We start from the raw sequence: 13393 nt of genomic DNA on the forward strand, positions 1-13393 counted from the left end.
TATGCGGGCTTGCGCAGCGCATATCGACATGCGAATTGGGCGCTTCGCAAGGGCGCACAGGCTTCCTACGATGGCAGCGCCTTCTCGCTTTTCTCTTTCTTGTTCTCCATTTCAACGCTGTCTCACCAAGGAGTTTTCATGTCTGCTGTCTTGCAACATCCCCACATCACCACCGCTGCTGCCATCGAGGTGCGCCCCCTGGCTGGCCGCATCGGCGCAGTCATCCACGGCGTGCGCCTCTCGGGCCAGTTGGCCCCCGCCACCTTTGCCGCCATCCACCAGGCGCTGCTCAAACACAAAGTCATTTTTTTCCACGGCCAGCAGCACCTGGACGATGCCGAGCAGCAGGCCTTTGCCAGCCTGTGGGGCGATGTGGTGGCCCACCCCACCGTGCCCTCGCGCAACGGCACGCAGATCCTGGAGCTGGACTCCAACCACGGCGGGCGCGCCAACTCCTGGCACACCGACGTGACCTTTGATGCGGACTACCCCAAGGTGTCGGTGCTGCGCGGGGTGACCATTCCCGAGTCCGGCGGCGACACGGTGTGGGCCAACACCGCCACCGCCTACGACGAGCTGCCCGACGAACTCAAGGCCCTGGCCGACCGCCTGTGGGCCGTGCACAGTAATGACTACGACTACGCAGCCACCCGCGTGGAACCCGATGACGCGGGTGCCAAACACTACCGGGAGGTGTTCCGCGCGCGCCTGATCGAAGCACAGCACCCATTGGTGCGTGTGCACCCCGAAACCGGTGAACGCACGCTCATTGCGGGCCACTTCATCAAACGCCTGGTGGGCTACAACACGCACGACTCGGACCGCCTGTTCGAGGTCTTCCAGCACCACATCACGCGCCTGGAAAACACAGTGCGCTGGCAGTGGACCACGGGGGATGTGGCCATCTGGGACAACCGCGCCACGCAGCACTACGCCATCAACGACTACGGCCACCAACACCGCGTGGTGCGCCGGGTAACCGTGCGCGGCGAGGTGCCCGTGTCGGTGGATGGCCGACGCAGCTTTGCGGTGGGCGGCAGCACGCAGACGGCGCAGACCGCCTGATGCGCGGTTTTCTGGAACGCAACGCCTTCCTGCTGCGCTTTGCGCTGTTGTCCCTGTTTATGGGCATCAGCGTGGGCCTGGCCAAGTTCACCACCACGCTGTATGCGCTGGAGCTGGGTGCCCAGGGTTGGCTGCTGGCCGCCATGGCCGGCGCCCAGTCGGTGGGCATTGTGTTCACCAGCCTGCCCGTAGGCTTTTGGGTGGAACGTTTTGGCCCGGCGCGGTTGTTTGTGGCCGGCAGCTGGGCCATGGGGGTGCTGTATGTGCTGATTCCGGCCGTGCCACACGCCTTCTATCTGTTGCTGCTCACGGCGCTCATCAGTTTTTTGATGCCGCTGCGGTTTGTCTCGCTCAACACCGTGTTCATGGTGGCGCTGGAGCGCCTGGGCCACGGCCGTGCGGGCTGGCAGCGTGGGGCCCATATGTCGGGCATGTTTTTGCTGGGGCCGGTGCTGGCGGCGGCGGCCATTCCGGTGCTGGGGCACGCGGGCAGCTACTGGCTCATTGGCGCCATGTTTTTTGCCACCGCCCTGCTGGCCGCCCCGGTGATGAACCACCACCCGCAGGTGGCCACGGGCGGCGCCGCACGCGTGCCCATGTTGCAGGCGGTGCGCGCGCTGTGGCAGCTGCCCGAGGTGCGGGCACTGGCCGCGCAAGAGTGTGCGGTGCAGGCTGCGCATATGTACTACGCGTTCTACATCGTGGTCATCGCGGTGCAGCAGCTGGGGCTACCGGCCCTGGGCGCGGGCAGCCTGGTGGCGGTGCAAGGCGCCAGCTTTATTGCCGCGCTGATGGTGCTGGGCCCGGTGGTCGGCCGGTTTGGCCCACGTGCCACGGTGCTCAGCGGGGGGGCGCTGGCCGTGCTGGCGCTGCTGCTGTTGGCACTGGCGCAGCACATCGCGTGGCTGTGGGTGGGTGGCGCGCTGCTGGGCGTGGGCCTGGGGCTGCTGCAGATCCACACCCTTACGCAGTTTGCCCAGGTGGGCGCGCGGCTGGGCCGCGGCCGGGTGTCGGGCCTGAGCGCGCTGGCTGGGCCCAGCGGTGGCTTGGTAGGGGGATTGCTGGGCGGCACGCTGGGCGTGGTGGTGGGGCTGCAGACCGTGTTCTTGCTGTTGGTGCCGGTGTTTGCCGCCGTGGCCTGGGTTGCCTACCGGCAGCCGGCACGGGCTCAGATGATTTCGGCGTAAGGAATCAATTTCTTGTTCTTTTGAGTTTTGAGGGACTCCCCGTAGAGTCAGAGCCTCACCGGCCATCTGGCCCTCATTTACAAGCCAAATTGGCCTGTAGCCCCCGCGGAATATGCGCAAGCAGCTTCTGTTTTGATAGCAACTACATGAACTTTCAGCAACTCCGATCCGTCCGCGAAGCCGTGCGCTGCGGCTACAACCTGACCGAGGTGGCCAGCATGCTGCACACCTCGCAGCCCGGCGTGAGCCGGCAGATCCGCGAGCTGGAGGAAGAGCTGGGCGTGGAGATTTTTGGCCGCTCTGGCAAGCGGCTCACGGGACTTACACCGCCGGGCAAAGACCTGCTGCCCATCGTCGAACGCCTGCTGCTGGACGCGGACAACCTCAAGCGCGCCGGGCAAGACTACAGCGCGCAGCTGGAAGGCCAGCTGTCGGTGGCCGCCACGCACTCGCAAGCGCGTTATGCGCTGCCCCATGTGGTGAAAGACTTCCGCGACCAGTTTCCCAAGGTCACGCTGCACCTGCACCAGGGCTCGCCCAAGCAGGTGGCGGCCATGCTGCTCTCGGGCGAGGCCGACATTGGCGTGGCCACCGAGGCGCTGGCCGACTACCCGCAACTGGTCACCCTGCCCTGCTACCGCTGGACGCACAGCATCGTGGTGCCCCCCGGCCACCCGCTGCTGGCGCAAGACGGGCCGGTAACGCTTGAGCAACTGGCGCGCTATCCCATCATCACTTACGAGCTGGGCTACACCGGCCGCGCACACATCGATAACGCCTTTGCCACCGCCGGCCTACGGCCCGAGGTGGTACTGACCGCGATGGACGCCGACGTGATCAAGACCTATGTGGAGCTGGGCATGGGCGTAGGCATCGTCGCATCGGTGGCCGTGGACGAAGAACGCGACGCTCACCTGCGCATCCTCGATGCGGGCCACTTGTTCCAGGTGAACGTGACCCGCCTAGGCCTGCGCCGCGGGGCGTGGCTGCGGGGGTATGCCTATCGGTTTATTGAGACCTTTGTGCCTACGCTTAGCAAGGAGGTGGTGGCGAAGGCGTTGAGTAGTGCGGTGGCGCTGGAGGCGTAAATATTCGCCGGGATCTGCTGGCCAAGGTTATGTAGTTTTCTTGCGGAGCGAATGCCGAGATTAGCGTCAACTGAAATTAGATATGGCACAACACTGGACGCGGGTCTGTTGTGTGGCATCTGCTGACGCTTTCCTCGAGAGATACTGCCAGTCGACGGTGCTGTCTAATTCGATTGCAGCGCTTCAAAGTTGCGTTGACTCCCTCGATCTTGGTTTCACAATGAACATGATGCTTCGACTTTGCTGTCTTCTTTTGGTCCTCGCCGGACCAGTGCAGTCATTTGCGCAGGGCGGCGAAGCAAAGCGACGATCCCCCTTTTCCGAATATCCATACGTTGCACCCCAAGTTTTTGTGTACGAGCGTGAGCTCTTCACACAGTACAAGGGTGTATCGGTTGTTCGAGCGAATGTTTCAGATTTTGAAACGCGAAGCCGCATTGGCATTGTTGCAATTACCCCGAAGGTAAGTGCATACCTCGATCGAATCGACAACTCTGTTCATGGCCCCAGTTCTTTTGAAATCACTGATCTGAAAACTGGTGCACTAATCGGAAAATTTGATCTTGGTCTGGTTCCGGAGTCTGCAGAACTTTTGTTTACCGGACAGAGCAATGTGTACCTTCATCATGTGCCGACTTCAGTGTGCTTTGGTTCTGTCACAAGAAAGTTTGTACTGACTGGCAAACGGCTTGTGGAGACACAACAGGCGATTGCATATTTGAATGCTGACGCGGACATCTTTGGTGATATCAAACTCTTCTCCAGGACTGAAATTTCTGGCGCTGTTGTCGCAACTGTGCAGGAGGGGGCCCGAGTTACGGTGCTTGGCATAGCCCCAGATTCCGTCGCATTGAACCCCAGTCGCGGTCAATCACTTCCAACCCTCTTAATAAAAACCCCACTGGGTCTGACGGGGTGGTATGTACCAAGCCGTTCTGGTGGTGAGCAGGCGGGCGTCACCATTACGCAGTGCAACTAAGCAGTACATAAATTACGTCGGACAGTTGTGTGACATTGAACGAGGCCCACGTCGGGCACCAAGCTTACGTTTGTGGATCCCGACTTTCGGGTAGGCTACTTTCTTGAATTGCTACCAAGTGAAGATGATCATGTCCTTCGAGAAATGTTACGCGCGCCACCTTGGAAACTGCGATGGCAAGTCCCGGGAGCACGTCATTTCCCGTGTAATTCTTGAGTCTCTTGCACCGTTCGGTGTACAGGGATTTCCTTGGCTCAAGCCTGGTGAGACTGGCCAGGCGAGCCCAAACTCTCTCACAGCGACCGTGCTCTGCAAGCACCACAACGGATTGCTTAGCAGCTACGACGCTGAAGCAGCCAAGTTGTTCGCGCATCTCAAGCTGATTGACAGCAAACGGACGCCAAATGAGTTGGGCACGGTGCCGCAGATTTCGATTGACGGTATTCGCTTCGAGAGATGGTTGCTCAAGGTGCTCTGCGGCATCCAAGCCTCAGGTAACTTCCAAGTCAATGGCAAATTTTTTGGAAAATTGTCTCCGAGCCAATACATGATCGATCTCCTGTATCGGGACGAGCCGTGGAAGCTGGGAATAGGGCTGTACATCGACTTTGAACAACGCAAGCGACTGAATGCTTTTCGGGGCCTAGGCTACGACCCTATTTATGTCATGACGACACCGACAAACGCGATGATTTGCGGCATTGACATTCACCTCTGGGGTTTTCCGTTTCGAGGGCTGTTTGCGGTCCATGAAGATGGGAGCTTTCTTCCGGGCTACCGACCTCCAAAGCTCGAAATCGTCAACGGCGAGGTTCGAAAAGAAATCACGTTTTCATGGCCAGAGGGGACGCCTTGTAACTCTTGGCCAACCTTGACGCGAGACGGAACTAATCCTGATTAGGTCGACCCATACAGGCTCAAGAGCGGCCGATCGACGGCTTTGCGGACATGACTGGGAGACTGTTTTTCGACTAGGCATTTTTGCCACGACTCTGGTGGCAACAACGACTCGATAACTGCCCCCGCTCTCATCAAACGTTTTTCGCAATAAGAACTGCCATTTCCTTCCTTCCCTAACCGCCCCCCGCTTCGCACAATGAAGTCATCTACAACAACGATGTCAAGGAGGTGGTGCATGCAAGACTACGATATTGCCGGCCTGAACCAGGAGGGCCCCTTCAACACGCGCGAGCTGCTGGTGTCGCTGGGTGCGGCGCTGCTGTGGGTGGCTGTGTCCATGGTCGCCATTCAGCTGTTGCTCTTGCCCGTGCAAGGGGTGTGAGGTGGCAGCGTTCACGCTACAACAGCAGTGGCTGCGCATCCGCGAAGTGACTTGGCGCCATTGGAGCGCGGACCAGCCCTCGCTCGCGCGGTCTCGCGGGCTGCGCCTGGCGTTGGCGCCTAGGGGTGTTCTGCCGTGGCGTGCACCTGCTCGTGCCGCAGCACATACAAACCACTGCCCACAATGATGGCGCCACCCAGCAGGGTGAAGGCGTCGGGCAGCTGCTGCCACACCAGCCAGTCAATGCCCAGACTCCACGCCAGAGCGGTGTATTCAAACGGGGCCACGGCGCTGGCCTGGCCGTGGCGGAAGGCCTCGGTAATGGCCAGCTGTGCTAGAAAACCCGAGGCCGCCAAACCCGCCCACAGCGGCAGGTGATGCGCCTGCAGCGGCAGCCATTGCGGCAACGCCAGCGCACCCGCCACCACCGTCAGGATCACCATGACCCACAGCACTAGGCTGTCCTTTGAATCGGTGCGGCTGGACAGCCGTGTGACCACGGCTGACACCGCATAACAAACCGCAGCGCCCAGCACCGCCAGCCCCGACCAGCTGGCAAACCCTTCGGCACTGGGGCGCAGCGCCACCAGCACCCCGAGCAGCCCGCCGCCCACGGCCCACCAGTGCGCACGGGGCACTCGCTCGCCCAACACGGGCCAGGCCAGCACCGTGATGAGCAGCGGGGCAAAAAACATGAGGGTGTAGGCGTGGGTGAGCGGCAGGCCGCGCACGCCGTAGGTGAACAGCACCAGCATGGCAATGACCAGCCCACCGCGCAGCAGGTGCAGCGGCCAGCGTGCCTGCCAGACGGCGGCCCAGGAACCGCGCCACTGGATCCACAGCGCAATCAGCGGCAGCGTGAGCGCGCCGCGCATGGCGGCAATCTGCAGCGGCGGGTAGTGGGCAGACAGCGCCTTGATGATGGTGTCCATGGCGGAGAACAGCATCACGGCCAGCAGCATGGCGGTAATGCTGCGCGGGTTGCCCTCTTGCAGGCGGGAGAAGAAATGCGGCATGCGTTGGATAGTAGCGGTGCCACACGACACCGCTATGGTGATGCGCGCGCTGCCCTTACTGCTTACCTTTCCAAGGCACCAGCCAGCTCTCCAACAGGCGCATGCTGAAGGAGAACGCAAAGGCGCAAGCGGCAATCACCGCAATACCAACAAACACCGCGTCGGTGGCCAGAAAGTGCGAGGCCGACATGATCATGTAGCCAATGCCGCGTGTGGCCGCAATCAGTTCGGCCGCCACCAGCGTGCTCCAGCCCACGCCCAACGCAATGCGGATGCCGGTCAGAATTTCAGGCAAGGCCGAAGGCAGCACGATGTCCTTGAACAGCTGCCAGCGCGAAGCGCCCAGCGACAAAGCCGCATTCACCCGCTCCTGCGGCAGCGATCGCACGCCGGCCTGGGCCGAGAGCACCACGGGCGCAAACATGGCCAAGGCCAGCAGAACGATCTTGGAAGTTTCACCAATGCCCAACCAGATGATAATGAGTGGCAAGTAGGCCAAGGGCGGCAACGGCCAATAAAACTCGATGGGTGTGGAGAACACGCCCTTGGCCCAGCGGCTCAGGCCCATGAGCAGACCCACGGGAATGCCCAGCGCCACGGCAATCACCGCGGCCGACAGAATGCGCCCTAGGCTGGCGGACACGTGCTCCCAGAGCGTGGCGTTGGCATAGCCTTCGCGAAAGATCTCCACGCCCAGCGACAGCACTTCGGCCGGCGTGGGCAAAAACAGCTTGGGCACCAGCCCCGCCTGGGCGATGGCCCACCACAGCAGCAACAGGGCGGCACCGGTGGCCACGCTGATGGTGACGGTGGATTTTTCACCAATGCCGAAGTTGCGCATTTTCACGATGCGTGGCTCCCGACGCCGGGTGCGTGGCTCGGCAGACGGTGGCAGCACGGTGGCAGTCACGGCTAGGTTGCTCATGCGGTGGCCTCCTGGGGTTCGTTCTGGTTTTCGTTGTAGTGGACGATGGCCCGAATCTCTTCGCGCAGGTGCGCAAACTTGGGCGCGGTCTTGATGGCACGCGCATCGCCGTCACGGGCAAAGGTGTTGACAAAGTCCAGGTCAAAGCGCGCCACGATGCGGCCGGGCCGCGGCGACATGACGATGAGCTGGGTGCCCAGGAACAGCGCCTCTTCGATGGAGTGGGTGATGAAAAATACCTGCTTGCCGGTGCGGTGCCAAACCGAGACCAGCAGCTCCTGCATCTGCTCACGCGTCATGCTGTCCAGCGCGCCAAAGGGCTCGTCCATGAGCAGAATGTCGGGGTCGGGCGCGAGCGCACGGGCCAGGCTCACACGTTGGCGCATGCCACCCGACAGCTCGTACGGTGCGGCATTCGCAAAGTCTTGCAAACCCACCAATTGCAGCAACTCCAGCGCGCGGTCGCGTTGTTCGGCGCGGCTGGCGCCGGCAAACTTCAGGCCCAGTGCCACGTTCTCGGCCACGGTTTTCCAGGGCAACAGGCTGTCCTTCTGGAACACCACGCCGCGGTCGGCACCGGGCTTCTCGATAGGTCGGCCATTCAGCGTGATGCTGCCCTCGGACAGCGGCAAGAAGCCCGCCATGGCATTGAGCAAGGTGGACTTGCCGCAGCCCGAGGTACCCAGTGCCACGACGAAGCCCCGGTCCGGGATGTCGAGCGAGACCCGGTCCAGGGCCTGTACCGGGTGGCCGTTGCGCCCCGCAAAGTAGACGCTGGCGTTCTTGACACTGAGCATGGCGTTACTTCTGTGCGACCACAGCACCGGCGATGGCCGAGGTGGTCACAAATGCGGCGTAGCTGGGCAATACGTCGGAGATCTTCTTTTGCTCCTTCAAGAAGCTGGCGGTTTCTTTCAGGATGCGGGCCACGCCCGATTTTTCGCCACCGCCCAGCCAGGCTTCCGACGCTTGCACGTGCAGAGGCACCAGGTTCAAGTTCTTCAACGCGGCGGAGAAGTCGGCCGGTGTGCCGCCCAGCAGCTTGGCCAGGGTCTTGGCGTTTTCGCTCTCAGGTCCCCAGGCGGCCTTGTCCTTCACAAACGAGTTGGAGTATTTCTCGATCACGCCGGCGTAGGCCCTCAGGAACTCGGGGTTCTCTTTGGCAAACGCACCGGTGGCCACCCAGGCGCTGAAGGTAGGTGCGCCTTTTTCAGCCACTTCTTTGGAGGTGATCAGCACCTTGCCGGTTTTCTTCAGCTCGGTCAGCGCGGGGTCCCAGACAAAGCCACCGTCCAGGTCGCCACGGTTGTAGGCGGCCACGATTTCGGGCTGGGGAATGGCAAACACCTGCACGTCTTTTTCGGTCAGGCCTTGGCTCTTCAGCAGCGCCAGCAGTTGGTAGTGGTCGGTGGACACGGGCGCGGCTGCCAGCTTCTTGCCCTTCAAGTCTTTGAGCGAGTTAATGCCGGAGCCGTTCCGCACGACCAACGCTTCGTCGGTACCGGAGATGGAGGCCAGGTAGAAGGCCTTCACGTCCAGACCACGGGAGGTGGCTGCGGCGTAGGGGCTGGAGCCCACGTAGCCAATTTGCACATCACCCGAGGCGATGGCGGCAAACACATCGGCACCCGAGTTGAACTTGCGGAAGTCGATCTGGTAGCCGGTGGCCTTGGCGAAGTCACCATTGGCAATGGCCACGGACGAGGGCAGCGCGTCGGTCTGGTAGCCGATGACGACTTTTTTGTCGGCCGCAAAGCCCAGGCTGGCGCCGGCCAGCAGGGTGGTGGCTATGGCGGCGGTGAAGAGTCTTTTAGTGAATTGCATGGTTCGATTCCTTGGTGATGTGTGACAAAAAGAGCACCCGGTTTGTGGGGCTTGGAATCGAGCTTATTGATATGCCTGGTTTGTGTCGTCGAATGAATCTGACATAGCTAATGCGAATAACGCGCAAGCAAATGGCGCCCTGCGCACTAGGCTTGGACGCATCCGTTTCTCTACTCCCCACCCCCCATGACTCTCGACATCCGCCCTCTGGGCCCCGCCATTGGCGCCTTGGTCAGCAACATCGACCTGACTGAACCCCTGCGCACCCAGGACCGCGACGCGCTGCACAGTGCCCTGCTGCAACACCATGTGCTGTTCTTTGAAAACCAGCCCGTCACCCCGGTGCAGCAGCGCGACCTGGCGCGCGCTTTTGGCGAGCTGCACATCCACCCGGTCTACCCCCAGCACCCCGAGGCGGCCGAGATCATCGTGCTGGACACGCACAACGACAACCCGCCGGATAACGACAACTGGCACACCGACGTGACCTTCATCACCACGCCACCGCTGGGCGCCATCCTTTCGGCGCGCGTATTGCCGCCGCACGGTGGCGACACGCTGTGGGCCAGCGGCATTGCGGCGTACGAAGCGCTGTCCGAGCCGCTGCGCAACTTTCTGGACCCGTTGCATGCGGAGCACAGCTTTGTGCAGTCGTTCCCGGCCTGGCGTTATGCGCGCACGCCCGAAGAACGCAAGACCTGGGAGGCCGCAGTGGCCAAGTCGCCCGAGGTGGTGCACCCCGTCATCCGCACCCACCCGGTCAGCGGCAAGCGTGGTTTGTTCGTCAACGAAGGCTTTACCAGCCGCATCGTGGAGCTGACCAAGGCCGAGAGCGACGCGGTGCTGGCGTTTTTGCGCGCCCACCTGGCCAAGCCGGAGTTCACCGTGCGCTGGCGCTGGAAGCAGTACGACCTGGCCTTCTGGGACAACCGCCTGACCCAGCACTACGCCACGGCCGACTACCTGCCCCACCGCCGCGTGATGCACCGCGCCACCATCCTGGGCGAGGCACCGTTCTAAGCTGCAATTCGCTATGAAATCAGGAGCTGCTTGCGCAATATTTACGTGGGCTAGAGGCCATTTTCGTGCCAAAACAAGGGCGTGGCAGCCGGCGAACAGCCGCACCATGTCTCAGATGTTTTGGTTGTTAACAAGCAAAAAAGTATTCGTTTGCAATCTAAGCCTTGCTCTTTAGAGTGCCCCCATGGCCACCGCAAACCGCAGTTTGCTGGCGATAGACACCTAGACGAACGAGAGGAAACCCACCATGTCAGCCCCGTCTGAAACATCCGCACTGCCCCAAGCCCTGGAAGCCGCCCGTGCCGTGGCCCTGGCCACCGGCCTGCCCTACGCCGGAGGCGTGACCCCGCCCCTGGCCTGGCAGCTGTTCTCGCAAGAGCAGGCCTTGCTGGTCGATGTGCGCAGCGGCGAAGAACGCAAATTTGTCGGCCACGTGCCCGGCAGCCTGCACGTGGCCTGGGCCACCGGCACCGCGCTGACGCGCAACCCGCGCTTTGTGCGCGAGCTGGAAGCCAAAACCGGCAAAGACACGCCCGTGCTGCTGCTGTGCCGCAGCGGCAAGCGGTCCGCCCTGGCGGCTGAGGCCGCGGCCAAGGCCGGCTTTACCCAAGTCTTCAATGTGCTGGAAGGCTTTGAAGGCGAGATCGACACCCACGGCCACCGCGGCACCGACGACGGCTGGCGCTTCCACCAGCTGCCCTGGATCCAGGACTGAGACCCAAACACCATGGCCACTTTTGACACCCCCGAGATCGTTGCTTCTTTGCGCGCCGTGCGACAGCAATGGCGCGAATCGCAAAAGCGGGCACTGGAGCCCGGCGGGCGCGAGTTCCCCTCGCGCGAGGCGCTGAACCATATCGTGGAGAACCTCAAGGGCGCGCTGTTCCCGCTGCGCCTGGGCCCACCCGACCTCTACCCCGAGGGCGAAGACTTCTACGTGGGCACCACGCTGGAGACCGCGCTGCACGGCCTGCTGGACCAGGTGCGCCTGGAACTGAAATACGTGGCCCGCCAACAAACCGGTCGCGATGCCGATGTGGAGGCCCAGGCCCTGCAAGTGACCCGCGCACTGGCGGCCGAGCTGCCACGCATCCGCACCCTGCTGGACAGCGATGTGCTGGCTGCCTACCAGGGCGACCCCGCAGCCCGCAGTGTGGACGAGGTGCTGCTGTGCTACCCCGGCGTGCTGGCCATCATCCACCACCGCCTGGCGCACAAGCTCTACCTGCTGGGTCTGCCGCTGCTGGCCCGCATCATTGCCGAGCTCTCGCACAGCCAGACCGGCATCGACATCCACCCCGGCGCCCACATCGGCGCGGGCTTCTTTATCGACCATGGCACCGGCGTCGTGATTGGCGAAACCGCCGTCATCGGCCAACGCGTGCGCCTGTACCAGGCCGTGACACTGGGCGCTAAACGCTTCTCCGCTGACTCCGATGGCACGCTGCACAAGGGCCTGGCGCGCCACCCCATCGTGGAAGACGACGTGGTGATCTACGCCGGCGCTACCGTGCTGGGCCGCATCACCATCGGTAAGGGCGCCACCATTGGCGGTAATGTCTGGCTCACGCACAGCGTGGCCCCGGGCAGCCACATCACCCAGGCCGTGCACCGCCACGACACCCACGCAGAGCCGGTGGCTGCATGAGCGAACAGTTACTTGAAAACTTTGGCATCGCGGTGCGCCGCATGCGTGCCACGCGCGGCCTCTCGCAAGAGCAGCTGGCCGAGCGCTCAGACCTGAACCGCTCCTACGTGGGCGAGATCGAGCGCGGCCAGGTCGTGTCGTCTCTGGTCACCATCCAGAAACTCTCCACCGCGCTGGACATTTCGGCGTCTGGCCTATTGCAAGAGTGCGAAGCCACGGCCAACAGCCGTTTTGTGCAGCGCATCAAATTGACGGCTATAGCCTGTTGAGCGCAGGGCGCGCACTTTGGATACTGCCGCAGACCTTTTTCCCATCCCTGTCACACACCAAGGACCTCCATGACCAGCACTCCCGCCGCCCTGACCACGCTGGGCGACAACGCCGCACGGCAACTCGCCAACGCCACCAAAACCACGGCGCAGCTCTCCACCATCTCGCCCCGTTGGCTCACGCACCTGCTGCAGTGGGTGCCCGTCGAAGCCGGCATCTTCCGCCTGAACACCGTCAAGGACCCCGAGTCCATCAAGGTCACCTGCACCGCACGCCAGACCGAAAACCAATTGCCCCGCACCTTCGTCAACTACGACGAAAAGCCACGTGAGTTCTTCCTGAACGCCGTCAGCACCATCCTCGATGTGCACACCCGCGTGTCCGACCTGTATAGCAGCCCGCACGACCAGATCAAAGAGCAACTGCGCCTGACCATTGAGACCATCAAGGAAAACCAGGAAAGCGAACTGATCAACAACCCCGACTACGGCCTGTTGTCGCAAGTCACCGATGAGCAACGCATCTTCCCGCTGACTGGCGCACCTACGCCTGACGACCTGGACGAGCTGCTGACCAAGGTGTGGAAAGAGCCTGCCTTCTTCCTGGCCCACCCCGTCACCATCGCTGCCTTTGGCCGCGAAGCCACCCGCCGCGGCACACCGCCGCCCACCATCAGCCTGTTTGGCTCGCAGTTCATCACCTGGCGCGGTATTCCCCTGATCCCTTCGGACAAAGTGCCTGTGGCGGATGGCAAGAGCAAGATTTTGCTGATCCGCGTGGGCGACAAGCGCCAAGGCGTGGTCGGCCTGTTCCAGCCCGGCCTGCCTGGCGAACAAAGCCCCGGTCTGTCGGTGCGCTTCATGGGCATCAACGACCAAGCCATCTCCAGCTACCTGATTTCCTTGTACTGCTCGCTGGCCGTGCTGACGCCCGATGCCGTGGCTGTGCTGGACGACGTGGAAGTCAACAAGTACCACGACTACCCAGATACCTACAAGTAATCACTACCAGTAATCCACTGTGACTACTTCAGGCATCCCTGCTGCACCCGCTGCAGCACCTCCGATCGACCCGGCGCTGATTGCGCAA

15 protein-coding genes are annotated in these 13393 nt (G+C 62.3%); 11 read left to right on the top strand and 4 right to left on the bottom strand.

The window, feature by feature from the left end:
- Window positions 1–138 precede the first annotated feature (138 nt).
- From C5F53_RS13500 to C5F53_RS20275, 6 genes are all read left to right on the top strand, one after another.
- Window positions 139–1065, top strand: coding sequence for a TauD/TfdA family dioxygenase (locus C5F53_RS13500; RefSeq protein WP_105261879.1), 927 nt, complete (start codon window positions 139–141; stop codon window positions 1063–1065).
- On the top strand, window positions 1065–2252 hold the full coding sequence (locus C5F53_RS13505; RefSeq protein ID WP_105261880.1) for an MFS transporter: 1188 nt from the start codon (window positions 1065–1067) through the stop codon (window positions 2250–2252). Before C5F53_RS13500 ends, C5F53_RS13505 begins: the two co-directional genes overlap by 1 nt.
- Before the next feature lie 146 nt (window positions 2253–2398).
- Window positions 2399–3340: a CysB family HTH-type transcriptional regulator gene (locus C5F53_RS13510; protein ID WP_105261881.1), complete on the top strand. Its 942-nt coding sequence runs from the start codon at window positions 2399–2401 to the stop codon at window positions 3338–3340.
- 220 nt (window positions 3341–3560) lie between these two features.
- Window positions 3561–4319 carry a hypothetical protein gene (locus C5F53_RS20140; protein WP_161499934.1) on the top strand — a complete coding sequence of 253 codons (759 nt, stop codon included), beginning with the start codon at window positions 3561–3563 and terminating at the stop codon, window positions 4317–4319.
- A gap of 124 nt (window positions 4320–4443) precedes the next feature.
- Entirely contained in the window at window positions 4444–5220 is a 777-nt protein-coding gene (locus C5F53_RS13515) for a hypothetical protein (RefSeq protein ID WP_105261882.1), read from the top strand.
- A 234-nt stretch (window positions 5221–5454) separates the two neighbouring features.
- Window positions 5455–5601: a hypothetical protein gene (locus C5F53_RS20275; protein WP_161499935.1), complete on the top strand. Its 147-nt coding sequence runs from the start codon at window positions 5455–5457 to the stop codon at window positions 5599–5601.
- A gap of 119 nt (window positions 5602–5720) precedes the next feature.
- On the opposite strand, the gene C5F53_RS13520 is transcribed toward C5F53_RS20275, so the two are convergent.
- Genes C5F53_RS13520 through tauA form a run of 4 tightly spaced genes read right to left on the bottom strand, consistent with a single transcriptional unit; the run spans window position 5721 to window position 9366 of the window.
- A complete protein-coding gene (locus C5F53_RS13520; protein ID WP_201740850.1) occupies window positions 5721–6617 on the bottom strand; it encodes a DMT family transporter in 897 nt (298 codons plus the stop codon).
- 55 nt (window positions 6618–6672) lie between these two features.
- Window positions 6673–7542 (bottom strand): ABC transporter permease subunit, encoded by an 870-nt coding sequence (locus tag C5F53_RS13525; RefSeq protein ID WP_105261883.1) that lies wholly within the window; start codon window positions 7540–7542, stop codon window positions 6673–6675.
- Window positions 7539–8339 (bottom strand): taurine ABC transporter ATP-binding protein, encoded by an 801-nt coding sequence (locus C5F53_RS13530; protein ID WP_105261884.1) that lies wholly within the window; start codon window positions 8337–8339, stop codon window positions 7539–7541. Before C5F53_RS13530 ends, C5F53_RS13525 begins: the two co-directional genes overlap by 4 nt.
- Before the next feature lie 4 nt (window positions 8340–8343).
- Complete coding sequence (tauA, locus tag C5F53_RS13535) at window positions 8344–9366, bottom strand: taurine ABC transporter substrate-binding protein (RefSeq protein ID WP_105261885.1); 1023 nt, start codon at window positions 9364–9366, stop codon at window positions 8344–8346.
- A 186-nt stretch (window positions 9367–9552) separates the two neighbouring features.
- Between tauA and tauD the strand changes: the two genes are divergently transcribed.
- From tauD to C5F53_RS13560, 5 genes are all read left to right on the top strand, one after another.
- Entirely contained in the window at window positions 9553–10386 is an 834-nt protein-coding gene (tauD, locus tag C5F53_RS13540) for a taurine dioxygenase (protein WP_105261886.1), read from the top strand.
- 247 nt (window positions 10387–10633) lie between these two features.
- On the top strand, window positions 10634–11101 hold the full coding sequence (locus C5F53_RS13545; RefSeq protein ID WP_105261887.1) for a rhodanese-like domain-containing protein: 468 nt from the start codon (window positions 10634–10636) through the stop codon (window positions 11099–11101).
- Window positions 11102–11113: 12 nt separating this feature from the next.
- The gene (gene epsC / locus C5F53_RS13550; RefSeq protein ID WP_105261888.1) at window positions 11114–12034 is read left to right on the top strand and encodes a serine O-acetyltransferase EpsC; all 921 of its coding nucleotides are present in this window, start codon (window positions 11114–11116) and stop codon (window positions 12032–12034) included.
- Complete coding sequence (locus C5F53_RS13555) at window positions 12031–12303, top strand: helix-turn-helix domain-containing protein (RefSeq protein ID WP_105261889.1); 273 nt, start codon at window positions 12031–12033, stop codon at window positions 12301–12303. The genes epsC and C5F53_RS13555 overlap by 4 nt, the downstream gene beginning before the upstream one ends.
- 69 nt (window positions 12304–12372) lie before the next feature.
- The gene (locus C5F53_RS13560) at window positions 12373–13305 is read left to right on the top strand and encodes a family 2A encapsulin nanocompartment shell protein (protein WP_105261890.1); all 933 of its coding nucleotides are present in this window, start codon (window positions 12373–12375) and stop codon (window positions 13303–13305) included.
- Window positions 13306–13393 lie beyond the last annotated feature (88 nt).

Origin of the sequence: Rhodoferax sp. TS-BS-61-7, from assembly GCF_002943465.1 — a bacterium.
Lineage (GTDB): Bacteria > Pseudomonadota > Gammaproteobacteria > Burkholderiales > Burkholderiaceae_C > Allorhodoferax.

What these genes read in the sequence shown, in the direction of transcription:
- C5F53_RS13560 (WP_105261890.1), top strand. Translation starts at nt 12,373, where the DNA reads ATGACCAGCACTCCCGCCGCCCTGACCACGCTGGGCGACAACGCCGCA.
- C5F53_RS13510 (WP_105261881.1), top strand. Translation starts at nt 2,399, where the DNA reads ATGAACTTTCAGCAACTCCGATCCGTCCGCGAAGCCGTGCGCTGCGGC.
- tauA (WP_105261885.1), bottom strand. Translation starts at nt 9,366, where the DNA reads ATGCAATTCACTAAAAGACTCTTCACCGCCGCCATAGCCACCACCCTG.
- C5F53_RS13555 (WP_105261889.1), top strand. Translation starts at nt 12,031, where the DNA reads ATGAGCGAACAGTTACTTGAAAACTTTGGCATCGCGGTGCGCCGCATG.
- tauD (WP_105261886.1), top strand. Translation starts at nt 9,553, where the DNA reads ATGACTCTCGACATCCGCCCTCTGGGCCCCGCCATTGGCGCCTTGGTC.
- C5F53_RS20140 (WP_161499934.1), top strand. Translation starts at nt 3,561, where the DNA reads ATGAACATGATGCTTCGACTTTGCTGTCTTCTTTTGGTCCTCGCCGGA.
- C5F53_RS13505 (WP_105261880.1), top strand. Translation starts at nt 1,065, where the DNA reads ATGCGCGGTTTTCTGGAACGCAACGCCTTCCTGCTGCGCTTTGCGCTG.
- C5F53_RS13545 (WP_105261887.1), top strand. Translation starts at nt 10,634, where the DNA reads ATGTCAGCCCCGTCTGAAACATCCGCACTGCCCCAAGCCCTGGAAGCC.
- C5F53_RS13520 (WP_201740850.1), bottom strand. Translation starts at nt 6,617, where the DNA reads ATGCCGCATTTCTTCTCCCGCCTGCAAGAGGGCAACCCGCGCAGCATT.
- C5F53_RS13515 (WP_105261882.1), top strand. Translation starts at nt 4,444, where the DNA reads ATGATCATGTCCTTCGAGAAATGTTACGCGCGCCACCTTGGAAACTGC.
- C5F53_RS13525 (WP_105261883.1), bottom strand. Translation starts at nt 7,542, where the DNA reads ATGAGCAACCTAGCCGTGACTGCCACCGTGCTGCCACCGTCTGCCGAG.
- C5F53_RS13500 (WP_105261879.1), top strand. Translation starts at nt 139, where the DNA reads ATGTCTGCTGTCTTGCAACATCCCCACATCACCACCGCTGCTGCCATC.
- C5F53_RS13530 (WP_105261884.1), bottom strand. Translation starts at nt 8,339, where the DNA reads ATGCTCAGTGTCAAGAACGCCAGCGTCTACTTTGCGGGGCGCAACGGC.
- C5F53_RS20275 (WP_161499935.1), top strand. Translation starts at nt 5,455, where the DNA reads ATGCAAGACTACGATATTGCCGGCCTGAACCAGGAGGGCCCCTTCAAC.
- epsC (WP_105261888.1), top strand. Translation starts at nt 11,114, where the DNA reads ATGGCCACTTTTGACACCCCCGAGATCGTTGCTTCTTTGCGCGCCGTG.